Below are 23,248 nucleotides of genomic sequence, written 5' to 3'. Positions count from 1 at the left end.
CCTCTAACACTCAAAAACGATTAAAAACCGCGTTTCAACACTTGCAACAAATATTGCCCATAGCCGTTTTTTGCCAATGGCAATGCCAGCCGCTCGAGTTGTTGAGCGTCGATCCATCCTTGCAGGTATGCAATTTCTTCGGGACAGGATATTTTTAAACCTTGCCGGTGTTCGATCGTGGCGACAAACTGACTCGCATCCAGCAACGACTCATGCGTGCCGGTATCCAGCCAGGCATAACCGCGCCGCATGATTTCCACATTGAGCGCCGCATGCTCCAGGTAAATCCGGTTCAAATCGGTGATTTCCAGTTCGTTGCGCGCCGACGGTTTCAGTTGCTTGGCATAAGCGACAACGTTGCTGTCATAAAAATATAAACCGGTGACTGCGAAATTGGATTTTGGCTGTTCGGGCTTTTCCTCCAGACTCATCACTTTGCCGGCGGCATCGAACTCAACAACGCCATAGCGTTTCGGATCATGCACGTGGTAGGCGAAAACACTGGCGCCTTCGGTACGTTTCATGGCATTAAATAATAGCTGCTGGAAGTCGTGTCCATAGAAAATGTTGTCACCCAGCACTAATGCCGAAAGATCGTTACCGATAAACGATTCGCCGATCAAAAAAGCCTGCGCCAACCCATCAGGAGATGGTTGTTCCGCATAGGAAATAGCCAATCCCCACTGGCTTCCATCTTGCAATAATTCCTGAAAACTGCCGATATCGCGCGGCGTGGAAATCACCAGAATTTCCCGGATTCCGGCCAGCATCAATGTACTGAGCGGATAATAAATCATCGGCTTGTCGAATACCGGCAGCAATTGTTTGGATATTGTCTGCGTCACCGGATAAAGCCGGGTACCGGAACCGCCTGCCAGAATAATGCCTTTTCGTCGTGGAAGCATGGATATAAAATGACCCCTTAAATAGGAAATACCGGATATAGCCGGATCAGTTCATGATAAACAATTGGCGATTGTACTATATCTATGCCGCATGCCAGATGATCGCGCGCTGCGATACCGGCGGAATGTTGATGTAAAATGATCCGCATGCGACTTTATCTCCGCCTATTCACCAAACTCACGCCGTATCGAAAATTACACTTGCTGACAGCGGGTTCGATGTTGCTGGCGGCTGCAGCCATCGCCGCCTTTCCGCTTCTGCTTTATCAATTGCTGGATAGCATTTTCATCACCGGAAACCACGCGATTCTGCAGTCGGCCGCCGTAATGACGATCCTGCTGTTCACGATCCACGCTGCGGCTGTTTATATCAAACGCTTCTCGATTGGCAAGACCAGCGGTCTCCTGACACAGGATTTACGGCTGGATGTTATCAATAAGTTGCTCGCACTGCCTATCAACCAGTGTTTATCATTACCCATGAACCATCGGGCCGATCAGCTGATCGCCTGCATTCATCAAGTTTCCCCGAGCACAGCTCTCCTTTTCGCACAATTGCTGCAAGATTGCCTGATAATCGCCGTCTTAGTGCTATGCACGTTGTATCTCAATCAGGAATTTGTGATGCTGCTGGTGCTGATCGCACCGCTTCTTGCATTAATTTACCGGCTGGCTGATGATTCCGGCCGGTCCGGTCAACAAAACTCATCCGCAATCGCCGGCTTACTGCAACATTTATCCCAAGCAATCGGGCATCATCGAACAATCCGGCTGGATGGCGGCATAGCGCAAGAAAGTGAACGTCTGGAAAAGATTTCCGGAACGATTCAACTGGAAGAAATGCGGCAAACAAAACGAAACGCGATGGCAACTTTGTTCTCGCAAACAATCGCGGTGCTGATTCTCGTAGCCGCCGGTTACGCTGTGGGGTTTCAAGCCATTAATGGCGCCCTGAGCTTGCCGCAGACCGGAGCGCTTGTTACCGCCACGCTTCTGCTGCTGGCACCGGTCCGGCGCATTTTAGAAATACCCAAAAAACTGGAGCATCGCCGGGAACCGTTAGAAACCATTTTTGCGTTTTTGGATCAACCGCTTGAAACCGATACCGGTACTTTGAACATTCCCCGGTTTCACGGAAAATTGCAATTCGAAAAAGTTTGCCATGACGATAAAGCAGAGTCCGGATCCAGCCTGAATCACATTAACTTCACCATTGAACCAGGAAATATCGTTGTTTTTAAAGGCTATTCCACCGCAGAAAAAACCGCATTGATTGATCTGATACTTCGCCTGCAACAGCCCTCAAGCGGAAAAATCTGGCTGGATGACCATCCGCTGGAGCAAATCAGACTCGATAGCCTGCATGCCAATATCGCAATGGTTTCCCCGGACACTTTTTTATTGGACGACAAAGTCGCCGGCAACATCGCGTACGGCACTAAGCGCTGCAGTAACGAAGCTACCATTACCGCCGCCGCCCAGGCTTCACGAGCGGTGGAATTCATCCGTCATTTGCCCGCCGGTTTGCAAACGCAAGTGACTCTGGAAACAAACGGAATAACGCCACAGCAATTGCTGCAACTCAGCATCGCCCGCGCATTCGTCAAAAATACCCCGATCTTGATCCTGGATGAGGTATTCGCATTGACCGGTTCCGATTCCGGTGAATTGCTGCCAGTTCTGGAAAATTTGATAGAGAATCGCACCACATTGATCTTCAGCCAGCAAATTCCGCCGCAGCTCAAAAAAATTGACCGGATCATCGTATTGGAAAATGGCAGTATTACTAAAAATCTGAGAACGCTGGATAGTTATCACCCGTAAAGCTGCACTTCCCTAACGAAACACTGATTAATTCGGCGAACGAGAGGAAGCACGAGGCGCACGGAACGCAGCAACCGAGGCATATCAACAAGATAGACGAGGATGCGGGTGCCGCGCAACGAAGTGATTCGCTCGTGCAGTCAATTAATCAGGTTTTCCTAAGATTCAATTTCCTTGCGGCTATATTCCGGCACCCAATTGATCAGTTGATCGCGAACTTCTTGATCATTGAGCACGGTAATTTTATCCAGCCATGCCACTAAACCAGCCAGCCATTGTTCGTCCACCTGCCGCGCTTGCGCGATGCGTAGCTTTTGATGCGGTGTCGGATAGGTATTTTCATTAGCCGCCAGCAATTCTTCATGAAGCTTCTCGCCCGGACGAAGGCCGGTATAAACAATCCGGATATCGCCTTCCGCCAATCCGGACAAATGGATCAGGTCATTCGCCAGATCCACGATCCTGACCGGATCGCCCATATCCATTACAAAAATCTCTCCGCCGCCTTTGGCGCCCCCCATCAGCCCCGCTTGTAAAACCAGTTGCGCGGCTTCGGGAATCGACATGAAATAGCGCGTCATGTCGGGATGGGTGATGGTAATCGGGCCTCCCTTGGCAATTTGTTCCTGGAATTTAGGAATGACACTGCCGGTGCTGCCCAATACATTGCCAAAGCGCACCATTACAAAGCAAGTGCGATGCGCGCGATCTTTCTGAATGGATTGCTGCAACGCCTGACACACCATTTCCGCCAGGCGTTTGGTGGCGCCCATGACGCTAACCGGGTTCACGGCTTTATCGGTTGAAACCAACACAAATTTTTCAACGCCGAAACGGATCGCCACTTGCGCCAGCACATAAGTGCCCAAAACATTATTCAACAAAGCCTGGCACGCATTCCCCAGCTCCATTAATGGCACATGCTTATAAGCAGCGGCATGAAATACCACCACCGGACGGTATTGCTCAAACAATTGCACCATCCGTTCCTGATCTTTGATATCGCCGATCACAAAGGACATTTTCATTTCAGGATAACGCGCGGTAAATTCTTCCTGAACGCTGTACAACGCATATTCGTTGAGTTCGAGAAACACTATCCGCCCTGGCGCAAATGTCGCCAATTGACGGCATAATTCCGAACCGATGGATCCTCCGGCGCCGGTTACTAAAACAACTTTTTCAGTCAGCAAACCGTGCAACCCTTCATCGTCCAGTACCACCGGCGCGCGGCCCAGCAAATCATCCAACTGGATTTCGCGGATATTGGATACCGTAGCTTTCCCGCTGATCAAATCGGCATACGAAGGCACCGTCATCGCCTTGACCCCCAGTTCCGAGCAGATTTCCAAAGCCTGCCGGTGAATCCGGCGGGAAACCGACGGCGTCGCAATAATCACATGCTCAACGTTGAGTTTATGTATCCAGTGCGGTAATTCGTCAATCTTCCCCAATACCCGGATTCCTTGCAAACGGGTGCCATATTTTCTTGGATCGTCATCCAGCATACCGACCACATGCCATTCCCGGCTTCCGGTCAATGCCTTCACCAAATTGACGGCCGTGCTGCCTGCTCCGATAATGAGCACCAGCTTGGCCTCGGGGCTTTCCAAGCCGTATAGGCGGCGCTCTTTCCAGGCGCGGTAAATCAAACGGCTGCCGCCCATGATAAACATCAATAAAAGGGGTGCCAGCGCAATCACCGCGCCGGGCACTTTTACCAGCGAACCGGATAACCCGAGCAGCAGAATCACCGCTGTGGAACCGGCCATCACCGCAATAAAAATTCTTTTCAAATCCGGTAAGCTGGCATACCGCCATAACCCCCGGTAAAGACCCAGCCATAAAAAGAATCCGCCTTGAATTAACACAATCCAGGGAATGGTCTCCAAAAGGAATAACACCGACGAAGCCGGAATTTGAAAGTTAAAGCGTAAAAGATAAGCGAGCCACCAAGCTGCGGCGATCGCGATAAAGTCGTGCGTAAAAGCGATAAAAGTGCGAATTCCGTATCGGCCGACAAACATATTATCCCCGGTCAGAGAACGGTTTGAGACTGCGATCGGCAATCATCATTGCCGCCAAATAAACACCCCCCCACATCAGCATGCCCCATTGTTGTACCGCCATGTCCTGTTGATTGATCCATATCGCGCAGCCGCCGGCAATCAGCATCAACGCATAGGCGGCCAATGCGGTATTGCGATGACCGAAACCGCTTTGCACCAAGCGCTGATAATAATGCTCCCGATGCGCTTGCCAAATCTTCTTTCCTTGCAATAAGCGCCTTGTCAACGTCACCGTGGCATCCGTAATGAAAGGGGAAAAAATCAATAAAGGCACCCAGATCGTCCAGAGCTGGTTCAACCACCCCAATACCCCGAATACTGCCGCCAGAAACCCCAGTGGAACTGAACCGGCATCTCCCATAAAAACCCGCGCAGGATGAAAATTATGCAACAAAAAAGCCATTGCCGCGGCGGCAATCGAGAAATTAATCATTGCAAAATTGTGATCGCCCGCCAGATAAGCAATCAACCCATAACAACCAAACCCGATCATCGCCATCCCGCCTGCCAAGCCATCCGAGCCATCCATGAAATTATAAAGGTTCGACATCCAGATTGTTGCGATTATCACACACAACACGGTTAACCCATCATAGGCGCTCCATAAAAGCGCGATGGCAAACCAGGCAGCTGCAACCGCATGGATCAGCAACCGGCACCACACGGGCGCGTGCCGGATATCGTCGATCAATGATATGGCCATCAGCAATGCCACGCCCAGCAAAACGGCGGATGGCAAGGTTGCCGCAAAACAAAGCCATGCGGTCATCGCCGCGGATAACAAACAAGCGCCGCCGATCCGGGGAACCGGAACAGTATGCAGCGAACGCGCATTCGGTTGATCCAGCGCCCAATCCGCTTTTCTTTTAATCAGCCACAAAATGGAAAAAAACGACAAAAAAAACGCCAGCAGAGACGCCGCGAACATCGAATAAGGAAAATCCAAAACCACCATAAGCGGATTTATCCGTTAGAACCCGAAAATACAAACCACTTTCCCATCATTGTCGATGGGAAAGTGGCATCAAAACGAAAAAGTATTGTAACTGATCTAGGGAAATGCTAGAACATCGGTTTTGCAGCATAAGTCTTATGCGCAGCCGCTGCAGCAGCACCGCGTTCGACTTTCACCCCCATATCCGACAAAATGGTTTCCAAGGCATTCAAACAGAAAATGACATTTTCGACGCGGCAGGATGTGCCCATCAAACCGAAACGCCATACTTTTCCGGCAAAATCGCCCAATCCCGCGCCGATTTCGAGGTTGTAATCATCCAGCAAGCGGCGGCGCACTTCTTTCTCATCGACACCGGCAGGAACATAAACCGAATTCAGTTGCGGCAAACGGTATTCTTCCTTGACGACATAATTCATCCCCAAGGTCGCGAAACCGGCTTTCAATGCTTCGTAGTTATAACGATGACGCGCCCAGGAATGCTCAAGCCCTTCTTCATACAGCATCAGCAACGATTCATGCAAACCATACAAGGCATTGGTCGGCGCGGTATGATGGTAAGTCCGGGCCGCCGAACCCCAGTAATTCAGCAACAGGCTGATATCCATGAACCAGCTATGCACTTTGGTTTTGCGATTTTTAACCAACTCGGTCACACGATCGGAAAAACTGACCGGCGACAATCCCGGCGGGCAGGACAAACATTTCTGGCTGCCGGAATAAATCGCATCGATGCCCCATTCGTCGACCTTGATCGGCGTGCCGCCCAGCGAAGTCACGGTATCGACGATTGTCAGGCAATTATATTTGCGTGCAATTTCGCACAAGGTTTTGGCATCGGATTGGGCGCCGGTCGAGGTTTCCGCATGAACAAACGCCACGATCTTGGCATCCGGATTTTTCTTCAATGCATCTTCCACTTTCTGCGGATCGACCGGCTCGCCCCATTTATCGTCAACCACCACGGCCACACCGCCATGCCGTTCAACGTTCTCGATCATACGGCCGCCAAACACGCCATTGCGGCAAACGATCACTTTATCGCCGGGTTCGATGGTATTGACGAAACACATCTCCATTCCCACCGAACCCGGACCGGATACCGGGAAAGTCATGCGGTTCTTGGTTTGGAAAGCATAGCGCATCAACCCCTTAATCTCTTCCATCATCTCGGTAAAAACAGGATCCAGGTGACCCAAGGTCGGACGCGCCATGGCGTTCAACACGCGCGGATGGGTATCCGACGGGCCAGGACCCATCAAAACGCGTTGCGGTGGATAAAAAACGGCGGCTTTCTTTTCAGGGCGAAAATCTTCGGTATTCATGAACAATCCTAAATTAATAAGTTTGATTAGTTTTTTAATAAAAATTGATTTTAACAAGCGAAGCGTGAGTTTACTATAATCCAGGCAGTGCTCAATAAATTATCCTTATGGATAAGTTAAGGACCTTTCATAACACACTGAAGTATTAATAATTATTTTGAGAAACTTTGTGCGATCAATCATCGCCCCGCAATCGGCCGGGAAACAATCCCGGTCATATTGCAGCAATGGCGTTAGCAATGGTTGACCGGAAGGCTTCAAAACGTTAACATGCGCAACTCACCAATTCCCCGATAGCTCAGTCGGTAGAGCGACGGACTGTTAATCCGCAGGTCCCTGGTTCGAGCCCAGGTCGGGGAGCCAATTAGAATCAAAGCTAAATGCAGGTGCTTTTTACTTCTTCCACTGCCTAAGCAAGCGCAAAATAACAAAGGGGAATCCGTTTCGTTGAACAACGGAGCGTACGAAGAAAGCCGCTAATTCTCAAGCTTTTTTCAAGGTTTTACTTTGCATGTACATCTAGTCTTTGCGGCGCAAGCCGATACCCCATCGCGTTCATGATTGCATTGATACTTTCAAATCTCGGGTTACCATTTTCCGATAAAGCTTTTTGTATACCGTTCCGCGATATCCCCGTTTCCTGAGATAGCACAGTAACACCTTTGACACGTGCGATCATGCGCAATTGAGCCAGCAATGCGGCAGTGCACCCATCTTTTGCATATTCCTCAAAAGCTATGGTGAGGTATTCATCGATTTCGTCGGGATGATTGCGATAATATGTTTCCTCACTTTCATCCAATGTTTTGTAAGTTCGTTCTTTAGCCATGATCTTTATAATCCTTCCAGTATTCCTTGGCGTTTTTAATATCTTGGTTCTGGCTGTCTTTATCACCGCCACACAATAGAATCACAATATTGTCAGCATCTTCACTGAAATAAACCCGGTATCCAGGGCCAAAAAACATTCGGAGCTCTAAAATACCCTCTCCTACCGAATGGCAATCGCCATAAAGACCTTCAGCCAGCCGCCGGATACGCGCTCTGATCCGCTGCTGGCTCTTTTTGTCTTTTAAGTTATCTATCCAATTGCGATAAGGCTCATGGCCGTTTTCATCTGCATAGATAATGATTTGCTTTGTTTGTACTACTTGGATCAATTTTCTATACTTTATCTTATCTATGACAAATGGTGCATACTGAATTATGCATATTTTCAATAGAATATCAAATCAAGACCAAACAAAATTCCCGCGTCCAATTATTACTGATAAATAACATTAGTGTGGAATAACCATGTAAGAAATCTCAGGGTTGTTTACAGAGTGGTTAATTGAAATAAGCTTTGAATTCTTCTTTGGCTTCACTGTTTACCCGTCATTAAAATAGGATTTATCAACCGCTTCCACGCCGCATTCGAGTAATTCATTAAACCCGATGTCAAATCGCGCATAACTCCACAGGCATCCCCGCTCTTAGGCGTGATAGGCGCCGGCGGTGCCCCCTATGGATTTATGCGCTTGCCGAATTGCATGGCTCCCAGCAGCGCCGCCTAGCCTGCGCCCCGTCCACGCGTCCGGGTGCTCGCATAGGCGGCTTTTAGGATTTAACTGATTGTCGGAAAGACAAAGAACCTTTATAGTTGTTCTTTAGTTTTCAATGGTATGTATTTGTAGCCCCCCGTGTTACTTGATCGGAGGGCTTGAGAATTGACATAATACCCAGATTGTTTAGAAAATCTTTTTTGAATCAAAAATTTCCTTCCTGTTTCTCATAAAGGCCATAAATGAAAGTTTTATCTGTATTTAATAATAAAGGCGGGGTTGGTAAAACAACTTTAACATTTCATTTATCTCATGCATTATCAGAAATAGGATATAAAGTTTTGATGATTGACGCTGATCCACAATGTAATTTAACAATTTATTCAATTGCAGAAGAAAAAATTCATGATATTTGGGAAAAAGAGGATTCTTTTATAGATTTAGGGATGGATGCAACAAAGAAAGATTTAACTGAAAGAGCGTTTGATCAAATATTAAATTCACCAAGAAGTCTCCATTTTATTGTTAAATCAACAGAAGAAGGAACAGGAGAACTAAGCAAATTACCTCCACCCTTCAAATTAACCGAATCTTTAGATATCATCCCAGGGAGATTATCATTACACACCTTTGAGGAAGCAATTTCCAAGAGATGGCCTGATGTATACCGTGGTGATCCATTAGCTATTAGAACTTTAACTCGTATTAGATCTTTAGCTAATGAGTACACTTCAGTACACCAATATGATTTTGTTATTGTAGATACTTCTCCTAGTTTAGGAGTTCTAAACAAAGTCATTATATCTACTGTCGACGGTTTTTTTATTCCAGCTTTGCCCGATATTTTTTCACTCTATGGGATACGAAATATCGGAAAAGCTCTTTCAGTATGGAAGACTGAGTTTGATATTCTTTATAAATTGCTTAGCGAAGATAAGAGAAAAGCTTTTCCTGCTCAGTTTGTTAGTTTTCTTGGCTACACAATATACAATGCAAAACCATATTCAAATTCAAAGGACGGTACACGAGGCTTAGCCAAAGCTCATTCTAATTATGCTGAAAAAATTCCTTCGGCAATTAAAGAATACATCAAACCAGAACTTCGAAATCACTTAACTGATCAACTTTTGGGAAGTCCTATTGGTGATGATTGTATTATGTATACACATAATACATTTCCAGCTATGGCACAAAAATATCATATGCCAATGTGGAAAGTGCCTAGTAATGCTAAAAAAGAACCTGGCGATTCAAGCACCCTGGCAGGTGCTCGCCAAAAATACGAGGATACAAAAGATTCTTATAAAAAATTTGCAACCGAGCTTTTAAAACGTGTTGAATTACTTTCTTAAAGAATGGTAATTTATGTCATTGGACTGTGACGAATTAATTCATCTTTATCAAAAAGATAAACACCTATTTGAGCAATTCAAAAATGTGGTTGTAGATTGCTTTAAACTTGAACCAACACTCAACCAAACAACGAACCCAACAATCCACTCGATAAAAGCAAGACTTAAAGACCCTGATCATCTTCGCGAGAAACTATTGACTCGGCACAATAATACTTGAAATTTATGAATCGCCCCCCATCTTGTTGAAATGGAAAAAGACGACGCAAGATATTCGACGCTGGAGCAACTGCATGAACGGCGCAAGCAAGTGGTGCGGTTGCATCGCAAGGGCTACGGCGTGATGCAAATTGTTGAGCTCAGTGGGCTTTCGTATCCGACAGTTCGGTTTGCGATAGATCGGTATGAAGAAGGCGGATTTTCCGCCCTGAAGCCAGGGATGCGAGGCAAGCGTACTGGTCAAGGGCGGTCACTGACAGAGGAGCAGGAACAAGCCATCCGCAAGATCATTTGTGACAAGCGTCCGGAGCAACTGAAGATGGAATTTGCGCTGTGGAATCGGGCGGCGGTCATGCAACTGATAGAGCGGGAGTACAGCATCAAGCTGTCGGTGCGCGGCGTAGGCAACTATCTGTCACGTTGGGGTTTCACTCCCCAGAAGCCGATCAAGAAGGCCTATGAGCAGCGGCCTGAAGCCGTACAAGCCTGGCTCAACGAGCAATACCCGGAAATTGAGAAGCGCGCCAAGGCGGAAGGCGGCGAGATTCACTGGGGCGATGAAACCGCCTTGGTCAATACCGATGTGCGCGGTCGTTGCTATGCTCCGGCAGGCAAGACGCCAGTCACCTACGCGGCTGGTGGTACGCGACAGAAGCTATCGATGATTGCCGCAGTGACGAATCAGGGCAAAACACGCTGGATGATTATCGACGAGGCCTTCAACGCCGACAGGCTGATCGAATTCCTCGAAGCGCTGATCAAGGATGCCGGGAAGAAGGTATTCTTGATTCTCGACAATCTGCGGGTTCATCACAGCAAACAGGTCAAGGCATGGGTCGCTGAACGACAAGACAAAATCGAGCTGTTCTACCTGCCCAGCTATAGCCCGGAACTGAATCCGGAGGAACGCCTCAATGCCGACCTCAAGCATGCCATCGGGACGAAAGTGCCGGTGCGCACCAAGGCCAAACTCAAACTCGCTGCCACCGAACACATGGTTAAACTTGAACAATCACCCGAACGGGTCAAAAGCTTCTTTCAAGATCCGAGGGTCAAATATGCCGCTTGAAACTTCAAACTTCATCTGGCCGGATCAATAAAAAGAAAATATTCATCTATAACATCAGAAAACTTCTTTTCACAAATTACGGATCTTGCTGGAGTGCGAGTTTTACATCTTTATCAGGATCAGTTCCCATTAATTCATGCGTTTATAAAGCAAAAAATAGAATCTCAAGATTGGTTTTTAGCAGAAAAACCTACTGCATATTCATGGGATCCTGAAGCTAAGGAGTTTTTTGAGAAGCTTGAATTGGAGGTCAAAGTTAAAGAATCATATTACACAAGCATCCATTATCTAATTAAACCAAAGGAATCATCACAGATATGTTGCGAAATTCAGGTTAGAACATTGTTTGAGGAAATATGGGGAGAAATTGATCATACAATTAATTATCCAATCCCTACGCAATCAAGATCCTGCAAAGAACAACTTCGCGTACTTTCAAAACTTGTATCTACTGGGACCCGATTGGCTGACTCGATTTTTCGCACAAATAGTGAGCAATAAATTAGATCATAAAACCTATTTGCTATTAAATTGTAAGTTTAATTCTCCAGTTACCAGTTTTATCCGATTTTGTGAGCCAAATAATCAATAACTTAGATGCATTTTCGGGTAACTGAAAAATCTCACTCAGGGTGACAGCTGTAATAAGCTTACTCTTTTTGACTGTATAAATGCATCTAAGCCCATGATATCGTAGTATATTCTACTAAAAATTTTGTAATATGGAAGTACGTGTCTTTTTGTGCTTCTCCAGGCCGCCAATGTTCCAACTGTGACGTTCAGATACTTTGCGGCTTTTTCTGTTTCTAGCTTATTGTTTGTTATCATCTTTTCAATAAAATAAAGATTTTTCTGATATAGCTAATCGACTCCAATTCTTGCTGTTCTCACTTGGTCCATCTGTAATGCCATCGAACATGCCAATCTGTGCCGTGTCGTTTGCGTGAATAAATATGTGTTTGTTTGTTGGCATATTTTCATCAATCGGTAACCACGGGTTAAGCTCTGTGCATCCTGGCAAACTACAATCCTCTATAACGAGAGATTCATCGTTATAACCATCGCGCATTATCTCCCTTATTTTTCCTCATTTATCCCTCTCATTTGAGCAGCTCCTGTGGTTTTGCAAAAAAGTGGCTCATATCAAATTATTTCCTTAAATCCTTGATTATTTGTTTTATTACTATAAAAATCATCCCGATCGAGATGCCGCCAAGAACCAATGCCAATAAAGCCTTTGTCGCTACTAAAATGCTGCAAACGCTTAAAAATAGTTCACACGGCCATTCTAAAAAGCTCATTTCATCCTGTCCTTTAAAACATTACCGCAATCTCCTTTAAATAACGCTCTCAAACTCTCCTCACTTATCCCTATCATTATTTAACCCCGTGTGTCTGTAATATCATGAATATCATCAAGGCTTTTTCATACTCGAAAAAGTTCATTGGTTTCTTTCCTCCCAAACGGGACAATCAAGTTTAAGTTCAGCGTCAATTCTTCTGTGTATAGCATCCCAAGCAACCCCGATAGGGATTTTGTATTTACTGTCATCAAATCTTTCAAAGCACACACCATTGGAGACCTTTGCACGATTACTACGCGGCACGATAATTGCGTTAAAAATTCGCGAAAAATGCTCATTTACCTCGTGTAAACTCCGCCTTTTCGCAAATTTTTGCCTTATTCTCGTACCGCTCATGACACCGTGCAAAGGTCTCCATTGACTAAACAACCACCGGCTAAAGCCGGTGGGTTTGAGTTACGGACTGAAAGTCCGGATACGCGTCGACTAAACGACGCGTCTTATTCCGGCTCCATTTTAAAATTGTCGTTTGGATTTGGCTCAAAATGATGCTCCAAGTATTGTTTGATCATCTCTTCTGTCATCTGACCTACTGTCACGCAGAAATACCCATCGCGCCCAAAAATGCCTTCCCCAGTACCGCTTCTTCAAGTGAGGAAATTCTTCAAACAGATAGCTCGATGTTCGTCCTTTTAGCCGCCTCATGATCTCACTCGGAGCCATCTCCGGCGGACAACTCACCAGAATATGCACATGATCCTTACTTACTACACCCTGTACAATTCTCATTTCAAATGCTTCACACGTCTGACGAACCAACTCTCGTACTCGTTCTGCTACTTCTCCCTTCAGAATCTTATATCTATACTTCGTTACCCATACAAAATGATATTCAATCTGATAAACCGTATGACTTCCATGTCTATAATCCATGCCACACCTCCTGTGTGGCATATTCTCGCAGCTAAAGCTGACCGGCTGAAGCCGGTGGTTTTAACCTTATGATGGACAATAAAAATGGGGCTGTAGTAGATTAGCTTAAATGATAAGGGAAACGCTGACTAATTCGGCGAACGAGATGAAGCACGAGGCGCACGGCGCACAGCAACCGAGACATATCAATAAGGATAACCGCGTAACGAAGTGATTCGCTCATGCAGTCAATTAATCAGCATTTCCCTAAAAGACGTTTGGCTAAGTTCAATGGTGTGCTCGAACATACCTTCCATCTACGCCTGAAAAAACCGAATTTCGTTTTAATCATCGCCGTGATAATCTTCTCAAATTATTACGTTTAAACCCACTTTAGCTTCCTAAGACTCGTTTTATAAATACTAAGGAATATGAGAAATCAACAAAGACAATTCGCAGTAATAGGGTTGGGCAGGTTTGGTTCGGCAGCTTCGCTAGAACTGATGCGATTTGGTCATTCAGTTATCGGAATTGACATTGACGCAAAAATTGTCAATAAGCTGGCAGATCAATTGACGCTCGCAGCAATAGCCGATGCTACCGATGAGAATGCTCTCAAAGATTTAAATATCGCCAATTGCGATGCAGCAATCGTGGCAATTGGTGAAAGTTTAGAAGCCAGTATACTTTGTGTGCTGCTGCTAAAAAATATGGGCATTAATGAGATTTGGGCCAAAGCTTCTTCAAAACCGCATCACACTATACTTTCAAGAATTGGGATTTCGCGCATTGTGCATCCTGAAGAAGAAATGGGCATTAAAGTAGCGCAATCACTCAATTATCCAATGGTTAATCATTACATGCCCATTGGCTTTAATTTATATGTAGTCGAGATAAAAATAACGGAGAAATGTCACGATATTGCTATCAAGGACTTATTATTGATCCGGCCATTAAATAGTTTTAAGCGGCATATTTTACATATGGATCTTGGAAGTAAGAAGCAACACGCTCTGGATTGTTCTCCAGCATCGTCATGTGATCGTTGGCAGCGTTACGCAATTTTTCCTTGGTACGCGTCGGCACTTTAGAACCGATAGCCTGTTTCAAATCTGAATTTAATCGCTCTTCTGGATTTAATTCCGGACTGTAGCTGGGCAAATAAAAGCATTCGATTTTTTCCTTATTTTCTTCCAGCCAAGCCTTTACTGGTTTGCTGTGGTGTACTCTCAAATTATCCAGGATCAAGAACACTTTTTTCTCCGTATCTTTGATCAGAAGCTCAAAAAACTCAATGAGCCGATCCGAATTGAAATTGCCATCGATAATCTGCCACCGTGCACAACCTTTGTTTGTCACTGTGGCAATCATTGACAGTCGTTGTCGTGTACCAGGCGCATAGGCTACCGGCGTTTTTCCCTTGGGTGCAAAACCACGTCCTCGCACATCCGTGTTGACTAGTGCTGTTTCATCACCCCAGTGAATTTCACCGCCTTCAGTTCGAGCGCGTCTGGCTATCTCCGGGTATTGCTCATTGAGCCATTGCTTTACCGCTTCCGGGCGTTGTTCGTGAGCACGCCGGATCGGCTTCTGCGGGGTAAACCCCCATCGTTTAAGGTAGTGCCCCACCGTACGTATCGGCATGGATAGGCCACATTCCTGCTGGATTAACTGACTCACCGCGCCACGATTCCACAATGCAAAATCCATCTTCAGTTGCTCAGGACGCTTATCGCAAATAAGCCGTTGCAATCTCAACTCCTGCTCTTCGCTGAGGCTGCGCTTGTCACCCACGCTTCGTCCCCGTCTACCAGGTTTTAGTCCAGCTGCGCCAGCTGTTTCATAAAGTCGAATAATCTTCTTCACAGCCGTGTCGCTCAGTTCCGTTATTTGCGCTATTTGCACAGAAGTGCTGCCTCGCTTGTAAAGACGAATCACTTGCCGCCGCCGTTCATGCAGCGCTTCATCCTTTAAGGTTCTTGCATCTATTTTCTCCATTCTTCTATGGGCATGCAATATCACTCAAAGTTCAAACTATTTATTGGCCGGGTCTATAAAAGATGTTCGTAACCCTATCGATCCATTACTAGTACGAAGAAAAACAGAAATTATAAAATCCATTGGACCCGATTTTATTTTGGAATTGAATGATTCTCTCGTGCTATCCGGCTCACTCGATGCACTTGCCTCAATCGCTCCGAGGTTATAGCGATAATGAAGCCGTGGGACCCGCGTGTACTACCTTACAAACCTATCACCGCAGCAAAAAAGAACTTACTCAACCTCAGCCCTCCGGCAGTTTTATTTCTAGGCTTCGCATTGCTCATTGCGATCGGTACCGTTTTACTAAAACTGCCCATCGCCTCGTATGATGAAATCAGTTGGTTACAGTCAGTCTTTACAGCAACCTCCGCTGTGACAGTCACGGGACTGGTAGTACTCGACACCGGCACCCATTTCACCTTGTTTGGACAGATTGTTATCGCGTTGCTGATTCAAGCAGGCGGTTTGGGATTTATGACTTTCGCTATTGTTGCCGCAGTGAGTCTAGGCGCAAAATTAGGAATTGGTCAGCAGATAGTCGCACAAGAAGCATTTAACCAAACTAACCTGGAAAAGGTGACTTTTATTGCAAAATATGTGCTGATTTATTCCTTGTTTATAGAATTTACTGGATTCATGTTGCTTGTTTTAACCTGGTTCAATGAGCTGGGTTTAAGCACAGCCATCCACCATGCTTTTTTTTACACTATTTCCGCATTCAATAATGCTGGTTTTGCTTTAAGCAGCAATAGCCTGACACCTTACTTTAATAACTTATCAATTAATTTAGTGATCACCGCGCTTTTTATCATTGGAGGTATAGGGTTCTTAGTTCTAATTGATATAAAAACCCAGAAAAATTGGCATAAGCTGAATGTAAATACCAAAATTGTATTGTTGAGCACGCTCATAATTAATATATGCGCATTCGCACTCATATGGATTCTTGAAGCAAAGAACCCTGCAACCCTGGGCCTGTTATCCATCCCAGATCAAGCAATAACCGCGTGGTTTCAGGCGGTAACACCCAGAACGGCGGGTTTTAATACCGTGCCGATAGAAGAATTGACGCAAGCCACAACGACTCTCATGATTTTATTGATGTATATTGGCGGAGGATCGTTGAGTACTGCCAGTGGACTGAAGATCGGTACTTTTGTTGTCCTGATAATGGCAACTTATGCTTTTTTACGACGAAGAGATGATGTTGTGATTCTTCAGCGTACCGTACCACCAACGCAAGTCATGAAAGCCCTTGCATTGACCGTCGTATCAATTATTGTGATATTTATAGGAATTTTTATCCTGACCCTGACTGAAAAGGCGCCTTTCATTGACATCGTTTTTGAAGTTGTCTCAGCTTTAAGCACCGTTGGATTGTCCAGGGGATTAACCAGCCAATTAAGTGTAACAGGTGAGATCGTTATCATTTTTTTGATGATTATTGGTCGCGTAGGACCACTGACTTTCGCTTATTTCTTTGCTTCTCCAAAGAAAAAATATATCAAATATGCGAATGCTGAGATTCAGGTCGGTTAGCTTTGTAATACCTTACAATTTTATGAATTACTACAATGACTTAACTCTTCCATCTTATTATTTTCCAGAATCATTTGGCTAGCGGCCACCTGGGTGGCCACTTGTATAAAAAGCCTTAATCAAAGGGTATTGCTGTCGCCAATTTTCATTTGATTTTCCCGCCCCTTACTTCAGCCTGATAGTCAGTAAGCATACCAACGACAATAATAATAGCACCCATCGCAATATAAAAATTTCTTGCTGCTTCTTCGGTTGAAAAATTAAGGATAAAGGGTATGGCTATTAACAAAGGGCCAACCATGCGTTCAATCCAGCCATGAACGGTAAATGGAATTAGCTTTACTACCCCAAAAGGAAAATCAGAAGCCAGAGTCACAATCAAATGTACTACAGCAAGACTATAGGCAAGTATCGCTGATAGCTGACCCAGTCCTAAAAGTGTAGGAGCAAGTAAAAAAATAAAGACTGTCAAAAAATCAAGATAACCGTGTATACGCGGTGAGATTACTTTCATGTGAATGCTCCTATATTAATTTTGGCCACTCCAATAGTCACCACGATCAATAAATTAATACAGCGCAATCATTGATGTCTGTTATCTACAAAACAAACTTACAAATATTTCATTTCGCGCCAAGTTGTTGAGCGTACTAAAATCCGCAAGAATCATGAAGAGCAGCATCATTAATACAAATCTGATCGCGCGTATAATCAAGCATTCCGCGATTCCTAAAATCATTCAGAATCGTACTCACAACAGAGCGGCTTGCCCCGACTAAATCCGCCACTTCCTGCTGAGTTAAATGGATTTCCAAGGTATATCCATGAGTACATCTTATTCCAAACATCTCAGCTAGTTCTAATAATGTAGCGATAACGCGCATTTCAACGGATTGAGTCAGAATCGCTCTTAATTTGCGTTCTACCCTCTGCTTCCGGGCATACATATCTTCAATAACATACCAAGCCAACTCTGCTTGATGAAACATCATCGCTTTAAAATCGCTATATGCTACTCGATAATAATTAACCTCACCCAATGCTTGCGCAGTTTCATCCATTTCCTGATCGGCAGAATTATTCTGAAAACAACCGATGACATCCCCTCTTCTAAGCAGATCAATAGTAATTTCACTCCCCTGCTCCGTTAAATGAGAAAGCTTAACAATACCGTTTTTTATCCAAAACAAATCGGAACAACGATCACCTTGACGGTAAAGAAAAGCTTTTTTCGGGACATTAATTTCCAGAATGGAAGGGTAGTCCTTCCGCAACTGATTCGTGTCACGCTCAAAAAAATCGTTAATCAACCTGGACTTAGTATCGCATGACATAGATTGCATTATCAATTCCACTGAAATTTAATCGTATTTAATTATGCAATAATTTAGCTGCTTAACGAGCCTAAAAATCAGCACAAATAAGACGTGACAAATCTGATAAGCATCAACGAGTGCTGGCAAGCGCTGGCAGGATTAATATTAATAAAAACAGATAGATATTACACCTGCTAATCCGCAGGCCCCTGGGTCGATCCCAAGTCGGGGAGCCAATTCGGCATAATGAAACTGTTTTTCAAGATCCTATCAGCTGCATAGATAATGATTTTCTTTGCTTAAATCCAAACAAAATTCCAGAGCCGGGTTATTACTGATAGATAACTTTATTGTGAAATAGCCAGCCATCTACATGAATTCCGGCAGGATCGCGATGCGTCCAATGCACCACACCGCCTTTGTCATTCCATTCATATTCACCGAGAAACTCAATTTGATCATTCAAGGATAATTCATCAATCCTTGGCGCCAAATCGATATTGTGAGAGATTAATAATGTCTGGCCCGATTTTAGTTCGATGATAAACCTTTGGTGACGATCCCCATTGAGATCATCCGCTAATAAGGAAATCACCGTTCCAGTTCCATGAACCTGTACATTGCTTTGGCCTTCATTAAATAATTTGGCCAATAACTCATTCCCATCAGGTTCTAATGCAACAAAATCAGAGATTACACCGACCTTTAACAATCCATTAAAAACATTGCCATATACATAGATATCAAAATCCTTGGTTCCGATATAAATATCGGTACCGGGATAGTACCGCGCCAAATACCCGTTTAATGCGATGGTTTTCACTCCAGAGGGGCTGAAAAATTGTGGATATGATTTCTCAGCAAAATCGAATAACTTATTACTATTCGTCAAAAAATTCTCAGCAAGTGAGATTGATGGAGTTAATAACCAAAAAAGTAAAAAAAATTTCATAACAAAAATATCCATTCCCAAAAAATGACTTCTCACATTCTCTTGAAAAATTACATGAATATTAAATTCTTGAAAAAGATACAAGACAAGAATAACTGATACGCTAATTACGGCATGAAGCTAATAGCTCTGAATGAATTGACACAACAGCCTCGCTCTTGTGTGTAAAAAATAACAGGCTGGCTATGTGAATCGCCCCGGATTTTCCGGAGACTATTTGCCTTGAATCAAACCGCATCGGCTGACTCCGATGGCTTGTCGCTCGCTCACTTTAGAAAGTTGTATCCTGAAGGTTTTAATATTATTTTGTACTGTCATGACCTAGTTTTCTGCATGGGAATGGGCTGTAACGTAAAACAAATCATTAGGGGCGCATGGCTTGAATAAGCAGCTTCCTTTAAATTTTTATGCCTGAATTTTGCCAATCGGAGACGCCTGTATCTCATGGCGCAAGGAACGTGAGTGATTAAATGATTCGCTTAAATATATTAAATGTCTATATTCAATAAGTTACAAATATAGAATGGGAAATGTGATTTTTTTGTAAATAATATGTGAACTTTTTGTGAATATATCCGTCATAATAGCTGTGATTTATTGATAAACTATTGACGAGGAGATTAAAATGAAAGCAAACCATAATGTTATCAGCACAGCTACGAGGATGACTCTGGTGTTATTTGGAATTGTTCCGGCAATTGGATTTCTGTTGTTTGGAGATTTGAATTCGCTTGCAGGGTGGCTGGAGGTTGATCTTATCCTAGGTATGGTATTCTTTTTAAGCTACTTGGTGATTGGTAGTTCATCAAAAAATGAAACCCGCTTACCGATGAAAAAAATTTACGCCTGAAGTTTTCTGGAAGTTTGAGTTAAAGGCCAATGTTGAGTAAACATTGGCCTTTATGCATTAAGAAGCAGTAATGATTGGAAGTAAATTTTCCTGAGATTATTCGAATAGTTTCACGGTTCTGGCTTTTGATATCGTTCTTCAAATTCATGACAGCCTGAAACCAGGGTTTGAGTTCATGGGGTTTGATCACCGTTTGACGGCGTTCGACCCGATACCAGGCACGAGTTTGGGAAAGGCGCTTGACCGGATTGTCCTGAATCAATGCTTGTCCTTTGCTGTCTTCATATCTCCGCCAACATTTGCCCAGTGAGAGATTCATCGTTATAACAATCGCGCATTATCTCCTTTATTTTTCCTCACTTATCCCTCTCATTTCAGCAGCTCTTGTGGTTTTGCAGAAAAGTGGCTCATATCAAATTATTTCCTTAAATCCTTGATTATTTGTTTTATTACTATGAAAATCATCCCGATCGAGATACTGCCAAGAACCAATGCCAATAAAGCCTTTGTCGCTACTAAAATGGTGCAAATACTTAAAAATAGTTCACACGGCCATTCTAAAAAGCTCATTTCATCCTGTCCTTTAAAACATTACCGCAATCTCCTTTAAATAACGCTCTCAAACTCTCCTCACTTATCCCTATCATTATTTAACCCCGTGTGTCTGTAATATCATGAATATCATCAAGGCTTTTTCATACTCGTAAAAGTTCATTGGTTTCTTTCCTCCCAAACGGGACAATCAAGTTTAAGTTCAGCGTCAATTCTTCTGCTTATAGCATCCCAAGCAACCCCGATAGGGATTTTGTATTTACTGTCATCAAATCTTTCAAAGCACACACCATTGGAGACCTTTGCACGATTACTACGCGGCACGATAATTGCGTTAGAAATTCGCGAAAAATGCTCATTTACCTCGTGTAAACTCCGCCTTTTCGCAAATTTTTGCCTTATTCTCGTACCGCTCATGACACCGTGCAAAGGTCTCCATTGAATAAAAATGGGGCTGTAGTAGATTAGCTTAAATGATAAGCTAGGGAAGCACTAATTTTATGAAGATAAGTCATTGTAGATTATTAAAGAAAACGGTCGCATTATTCCAGAAACCGGAGATCAAAAATTACGGGAAATTATCGTACAGGACTATCGCGTGATGTATCGCTTGGAAGTTGATCGGTTTTTGATCCTTGCCATTCATGCATGGCAGCCGGGATTTGGCTGAAAAGGAGACAAAACCTTGGGAGGAAAATTAGGGAATTGACTACGTGAATGAATTGCTTTGTTGCGGGATACTCACATCCTTGGCTATCTGATTGATCGACAGACTATTAATTGAGTCAATTAAAGAGGAAGGATTGAAGCGTGGTCATTTCTTACTCCGGAGGCGCATAAACAGCGCCTTCCCAATCGAAATGACCACTTATACAGCATCATTGACGCCGCCGGATTCACCGTACTACTGCGCCGCCTACATCCGCTTCCGCTTTGTTAAATTGTCTATTTTGCTCTTTTGCCAATATTTCTCTATGCAATTCCGCTTCCCGCAGATCTTCGGCCAATTCTTTTTTGTATTCACGGATATTGGCTTGCAGATGCGATCTCAGGCTTTGTCCTTGCCTGCCATAGGTGTACGGATGATCTTCATACTGATCCAATTCTTGTTGAAAGGCTTCCAATTTTCCAGAAATCTCTTTTGCCAGGCCTTCATAATAATTTGCCAATGCAGCATGATCGTTGGAATTAATACTGCTTGGCGCTGCCGGCGCTTCGGCAAATGCCGGAGCCGCAATAAAACCAAAAAACAGGATTGAAACGATTGCGGTTACTTTTGCTGTGTTCATGTTGAATCTCCTTATAAAACTGTTCAGATGTTGCCATCTTAATGATCGCGATGCGCAATGTATATTGGGGAAACTCTGGTTTTTATCTAAAGGAAACCATTAGTAACGCATTGAAAGCACAGACATGTAAGAACTTCCAGCGTGGTTTAAGCACCAGGAGAATACTGCAAATGCGCATCCATGAACGCTTCCACGCGAACCGGCCAATGATCGATCCTGCAATCCAGGAATGATTACGGATACCGGAACATTGCCGGAACGCGCGCCGGCACGGTTTCCACCGGTAGTGTGATATTCTTCGGGCATCATTTTTTAAAAAACTGGAGATCGTTCGATGAGAAATACTTCGAGAAAGTTTGCAATGGGCGTTTATGCCATTATGCTATCCGGCCACTTCCACCTGGCTGTTGCCGAAATAAGCAGCGATACCGAAACCTTGTTGAATTGGGCTGAAAATACCTACCCCGCCTATTTCCCGAATCATCAAGCGACGCAAAGCATCGAACCCTGGTTGTTCCGCTATTATCCGGATACCGGCATTTATGCGGGCGTGAACAAAAACGACAACAACGTTTACGTCATGGGCGGGCCGTGGGGCGGCAACCCCACCATCATTTCGCCGTTAGCGGATTTAATCGCCCAGATCAACAATTCCGGCGGCAGCGGCAGCATTCCGGCATGTAACACCGCCAGCGCGCCCACCGGCTTAACCTATACGCAAAGCGGCAATGTCGTCAACGTCACCACCAACGGCAGTTGCATCGCGCTGCCAACCAGCAACAGCCTTTGCCAAATACCGCAGCAAACCGCCGCATCCGGGATATCCGTGCTGACCTCGACCAATGTGATTTCCTCGGCGATCAATGGCATCACCATTTCAATTCCCGGCATTCCCAATCCGTTCGAATCGCTCGTCAGTAACTTCACCAGCGGTAAACATTGTACCGTCAATGCGCCCGCCGAAGCCGCCAACCTGATTGTCAATTCCGATACCTGCTTCGACATCACCAATTCGTTCGGCGTCCTGCCGGAAGGCATCCCGGGCGTCACCATCACCCCGCCGGTGACCTTCGCGCTTAAAGACACCGTCACCAGCCGGACCGTTGCCGATTGCTTCGCAACCGACGCGGAATCGATCTACGACGCCTTCACCAATGAAACCTGGATCAAGGAAGGCGGCAGTTTCGTTAAAGTTGATTGATTTGAGGCGCGCTCAATCATTATTTCCC

19 protein-coding genes, 1 tRNA gene and 3 pseudogenes are annotated in these 23,248 nt (G+C 44.6%); 10 read left to right on the top strand and 13 right to left on the bottom strand.

The window, feature by feature from the left end:
- Nucleotides 1-20 precede the first annotated feature (20 nt).
- Complete coding sequence (gene rfbA / locus RBH92_RS03225; protein ID WP_292925281.1) at nucleotides 21-905, bottom strand: glucose-1-phosphate thymidylyltransferase RfbA; 885 nt, start codon at nucleotides 903-905, stop codon at nucleotides 21-23.
- A gap of 147 nt (nucleotides 906-1,052) precedes the next feature.
- Here rfbA and RBH92_RS03220 point away from each other — a divergent pair, with 147 nt between their 5' ends.
- The gene (locus tag RBH92_RS03220) at nucleotides 1,053-2,729 is read left to right on the top strand and encodes an ATP-binding cassette domain-containing protein (RefSeq protein ID WP_307933247.1); all 1,677 of its coding nucleotides are present in this window, start codon (nucleotides 1,053-1,055) and stop codon (nucleotides 2,727-2,729) included.
- Between the two features lie 158 nt (nucleotides 2,730-2,887).
- Here RBH92_RS03220 and RBH92_RS03215 read toward each other — a convergent pair whose 3' ends face one another.
- The 3 genes from RBH92_RS03215 to RBH92_RS03205 form a co-directional block, all read right to left on the bottom strand.
- A complete protein-coding gene (locus tag RBH92_RS03215) occupies nucleotides 2,888-4,756 on the bottom strand; it encodes a polysaccharide biosynthesis protein (RefSeq protein WP_307933246.1) in 1,869 nt (622 codons plus the stop codon).
- Between the two features lies 1 nt (nucleotide 4,757).
- Entirely contained in the window at nucleotides 4,758-5,753 is a 996-nt protein-coding gene (locus RBH92_RS03210) for an MraY family glycosyltransferase (RefSeq protein ID WP_307933245.1), read from the bottom strand.
- 107 nt (nucleotides 5,754-5,860) lie between these two features.
- Nucleotides 5,861-7,078: a pyridoxal-phosphate-dependent aminotransferase family protein gene (locus RBH92_RS03205; protein WP_307933244.1), complete on the bottom strand. Its 1,218-nt coding sequence runs from the start codon at nucleotides 7,076-7,078 to the stop codon at nucleotides 5,861-5,863.
- 287 nt (nucleotides 7,079-7,365) lie between these two features.
- On the opposite strand from RBH92_RS03205, the gene RBH92_RS03200 reads away from it, so the two are divergent.
- Nucleotides 7,366-7,441 (top strand) — tRNA-Asn (locus RBH92_RS03200).
- 139 nt (nucleotides 7,442-7,580) lie between these two features.
- Here RBH92_RS03200 and RBH92_RS03195 read toward each other — a convergent pair.
- Nucleotides 7,581-7,907 (bottom strand): addiction module antidote protein, encoded by a 327-nt coding sequence (locus RBH92_RS03195; protein WP_307933243.1) that lies wholly within the window; start codon nucleotides 7,905-7,907, stop codon nucleotides 7,581-7,583.
- Complete coding sequence (locus RBH92_RS03190) at nucleotides 7,900-8,238, bottom strand: type II toxin-antitoxin system RelE/ParE family toxin (protein WP_307933242.1); 339 nt, start codon at nucleotides 8,236-8,238, stop codon at nucleotides 7,900-7,902. The genes RBH92_RS03195 and RBH92_RS03190 overlap by 8 nt, the downstream gene beginning before the upstream one ends.
- 626 nt (nucleotides 8,239-8,864) lie before the next feature.
- Between RBH92_RS03190 and RBH92_RS03185 the strand changes: the two genes are divergently transcribed.
- The 3 genes from RBH92_RS03185 (at nucleotide 8,865) to RBH92_RS03175 (ending at nucleotide 11,763) form a co-directional block, all read left to right on the top strand.
- Nucleotides 8,865-9,974 carry a ParA family protein gene (locus tag RBH92_RS03185; protein ID WP_307933241.1) on the top strand — a complete coding sequence of 370 codons (1,110 nt, stop codon included), beginning with the start codon at nucleotides 8,865-8,867 and terminating at the stop codon, nucleotides 9,972-9,974.
- A 250-nt stretch (nucleotides 9,975-10,224) separates the two neighbouring features.
- Nucleotides 10,225-11,262: an IS630 family transposase gene (locus RBH92_RS03180; protein WP_307931811.1), complete on the top strand. Its 1,038-nt coding sequence runs from the start codon at nucleotides 10,225-10,227 to the stop codon at nucleotides 11,260-11,262.
- A gap of 15 nt (nucleotides 11,263-11,277) precedes the next feature.
- Nucleotides 11,278-11,763: a RelA/SpoT domain-containing protein gene (locus RBH92_RS03175; protein WP_307933919.1), complete on the top strand. Its 486-nt coding sequence runs from the start codon at nucleotides 11,278-11,280 to the stop codon at nucleotides 11,761-11,763.
- A 331-nt stretch (nucleotides 11,764-12,094) separates the two neighbouring features.
- Here RBH92_RS03175 and RBH92_RS03170 read toward each other — a convergent pair whose 3' ends face one another.
- Together RBH92_RS03170 and tnpA are read right to left on the bottom strand one after the other, a co-directional pair.
- Nucleotides 12,095-12,331: a hypothetical protein gene (locus RBH92_RS03170; RefSeq protein ID WP_307933240.1), complete on the bottom strand. Its 237-nt coding sequence runs from the start codon at nucleotides 12,329-12,331 to the stop codon at nucleotides 12,095-12,097.
- A 735-nt stretch (nucleotides 12,332-13,066) separates the two neighbouring features.
- Nucleotides 13,067-13,499, bottom strand: a pseudogene (gene tnpA / locus RBH92_RS03165) (IS200/IS605 family transposase).
- Between the two features lie 242 nt (nucleotides 13,500-13,741).
- On the opposite strand from tnpA, the pseudogene RBH92_RS03160 reads away from it, so the two are divergent.
- Nucleotides 13,742-13,875: pseudogene (locus tag RBH92_RS03160) on the top strand (IS1595 family transposase); the annotation flags it as partial.
- Between the two features lie 34 nt (nucleotides 13,876-13,909).
- Nucleotides 13,910-14,218 (top strand): annotated as a pseudogene (locus RBH92_RS03155) (potassium channel family protein); the annotation flags it as partial.
- 223 nt (nucleotides 14,219-14,441) lie between these two features.
- On the opposite strand, the gene RBH92_RS03150 reads toward RBH92_RS03155, so the two are convergent.
- Nucleotides 14,442-15,476 (bottom strand): IS630 family transposase, encoded by a 1,035-nt coding sequence (locus tag RBH92_RS03150; protein ID WP_307931593.1) that lies wholly within the window; start codon nucleotides 15,474-15,476, stop codon nucleotides 14,442-14,444.
- Nucleotides 15,477-15,692: 216 nt separating this feature from the next.
- Between RBH92_RS03150 and RBH92_RS03145 the strand changes: the two genes are divergently transcribed.
- On the top strand, nucleotides 15,693-17,060 hold the full coding sequence (locus RBH92_RS03145) for a TrkH family potassium uptake protein (protein ID WP_307933239.1): 1,368 nt from the start codon (nucleotides 15,693-15,695) through the stop codon (nucleotides 17,058-17,060).
- A 145-nt stretch (nucleotides 17,061-17,205) separates the two neighbouring features.
- Here the strand turns inward: RBH92_RS03145 and RBH92_RS03140 are convergent, their stop codons facing one another.
- The 3 genes from RBH92_RS03140 to RBH92_RS03130 all read right to left on the bottom strand — a co-directional run bounded on the left by RBH92_RS03140 (nucleotide 17,206) and on the right by RBH92_RS03130 (nucleotide 19,328).
- Nucleotides 17,206-17,574 (bottom strand): SPW repeat domain-containing protein, encoded by a 369-nt coding sequence (locus RBH92_RS03140; protein ID WP_307933238.1) that lies wholly within the window; start codon nucleotides 17,572-17,574, stop codon nucleotides 17,206-17,208.
- 136 nt (nucleotides 17,575-17,710) lie between these two features.
- Entirely contained in the window at nucleotides 17,711-18,403 is a 693-nt protein-coding gene (locus tag RBH92_RS03135; RefSeq protein WP_307933237.1) for a Crp/Fnr family transcriptional regulator, read from the bottom strand.
- A 304-nt stretch (nucleotides 18,404-18,707) separates the two neighbouring features.
- The gene (locus RBH92_RS03130; RefSeq protein ID WP_307933236.1) at nucleotides 18,708-19,328 is read right to left on the bottom strand and encodes a DUF3465 domain-containing protein; all 621 of its coding nucleotides are present in this window, start codon (nucleotides 19,326-19,328) and stop codon (nucleotides 18,708-18,710) included.
- Between the two features lie 625 nt (nucleotides 19,329-19,953).
- Here RBH92_RS03130 and RBH92_RS03125 point away from each other — a divergent pair.
- On the top strand, nucleotides 19,954-20,178 hold the full coding sequence (locus tag RBH92_RS03125; RefSeq protein WP_307933235.1) for a hypothetical protein: 225 nt from the start codon (nucleotides 19,954-19,956) through the stop codon (nucleotides 20,176-20,178).
- Nucleotides 20,179-21,626: 1,448 nt separating this feature from the next.
- Here the strand turns inward: RBH92_RS03125 and RBH92_RS03120 are convergent.
- Entirely contained in the window at nucleotides 21,627-22,019 is a 393-nt protein-coding gene (locus tag RBH92_RS03120) for a hypothetical protein (RefSeq protein ID WP_307933234.1), read from the bottom strand.
- Nucleotides 22,020-22,353: 334 nt separating this feature from the next.
- On the opposite strand from RBH92_RS03120, the gene RBH92_RS03115 reads away from it, so the two are divergent.
- A complete protein-coding gene (locus RBH92_RS03115) occupies nucleotides 22,354-23,220 on the top strand; it encodes a hypothetical protein (RefSeq protein WP_307933233.1) in 867 nt (288 codons plus the stop codon).
- Nucleotides 23,221-23,248: the final 28 nt, after the last annotated feature.

The sequence above is a fragment of the Nitrosomonas sp. sh817 genome (assembly GCF_030908545.1).
Taxonomy (GTDB): domain Bacteria; phylum Pseudomonadota; class Gammaproteobacteria; order Burkholderiales; family Nitrosomonadaceae; genus Nitrosomonas.
The sequence above is the reverse complement of the archived record's forward strand: the minus strand, read 5'-3'. Positions and strand labels throughout refer to the sequence as shown.

What these genes read in the sequence shown, in the direction of transcription:
- RBH92_RS03135 (WP_307933237.1), bottom strand. Translation starts at nt 18,403, where the DNA reads ATGCAATCTATGTCATGCGATACTAAGTCCAGGTTGATTAACGATTTT.
- RBH92_RS03180 (WP_307931811.1), top strand. Translation starts at nt 10,225, where the DNA reads ATGGAAAAAGACGACGCAAGATATTCGACGCTGGAGCAACTGCATGAA.
- RBH92_RS03115 (WP_307933233.1), top strand. Translation starts at nt 22,354, where the DNA reads ATGAGAAATACTTCGAGAAAGTTTGCAATGGGCGTTTATGCCATTATG.
- RBH92_RS03170 (WP_307933240.1), bottom strand. Translation starts at nt 12,331, where the DNA reads ATGCGCGATGGTTATAACGATGAATCTCTCGTTATAGAGGATTGTAGT.
- RBH92_RS03205 (WP_307933244.1), bottom strand. Translation starts at nt 7,078, where the DNA reads ATGAATACCGAAGATTTTCGCCCTGAAAAGAAAGCCGCCGTTTTTTAT.
- RBH92_RS03150 (WP_307931593.1), bottom strand. Translation starts at nt 15,476, where the DNA reads ATGGAGAAAATAGATGCAAGAACCTTAAAGGATGAAGCGCTGCATGAA.
- RBH92_RS03215 (WP_307933246.1), bottom strand. Translation starts at nt 4,756, where the DNA reads ATGTTTGTCGGCCGATACGGAATTCGCACTTTTATCGCTTTTACGCAC.
- RBH92_RS03185 (WP_307933241.1), top strand. Translation starts at nt 8,865, where the DNA reads ATGAAAGTTTTATCTGTATTTAATAATAAAGGCGGGGTTGGTAAAACA.
- RBH92_RS03130 (WP_307933236.1), bottom strand. Translation starts at nt 19,328, where the DNA reads ATGAAATTTTTTTTACTTTTTTGGTTATTAACTCCATCAATCTCACTT.
- RBH92_RS03210 (WP_307933245.1), bottom strand. Translation starts at nt 5,753, where the DNA reads ATGGTGGTTTTGGATTTTCCTTATTCGATGTTCGCGGCGTCTCTGCTG.
- RBH92_RS03120 (WP_307933234.1), bottom strand. Translation starts at nt 22,019, where the DNA reads ATGAACACAGCAAAAGTAACCGCAATCGTTTCAATCCTGTTTTTTGGT.
- RBH92_RS03140 (WP_307933238.1), bottom strand. Translation starts at nt 17,574, where the DNA reads ATGAAAGTAATCTCACCGCGTATACACGGTTATCTTGATTTTTTGACA.
- RBH92_RS03195 (WP_307933243.1), bottom strand. Translation starts at nt 7,907, where the DNA reads ATGGCTAAAGAACGAACTTACAAAACATTGGATGAAAGTGAGGAAACA.
- RBH92_RS03220 (WP_307933247.1), top strand. Translation starts at nt 1,053, where the DNA reads ATGCGACTTTATCTCCGCCTATTCACCAAACTCACGCCGTATCGAAAA.
- rfbA (WP_292925281.1), bottom strand. Translation starts at nt 905, where the DNA reads ATGCTTCCACGACGAAAAGGCATTATTCTGGCAGGCGGTTCCGGTACC.
- RBH92_RS03125 (WP_307933235.1), top strand. Translation starts at nt 19,954, where the DNA reads ATGAAAGCAAACCATAATGTTATCAGCACAGCTACGAGGATGACTCTG.
- RBH92_RS03145 (WP_307933239.1), top strand. Translation starts at nt 15,693, where the DNA reads ATGAAGCCGTGGGACCCGCGTGTACTACCTTACAAACCTATCACCGCA.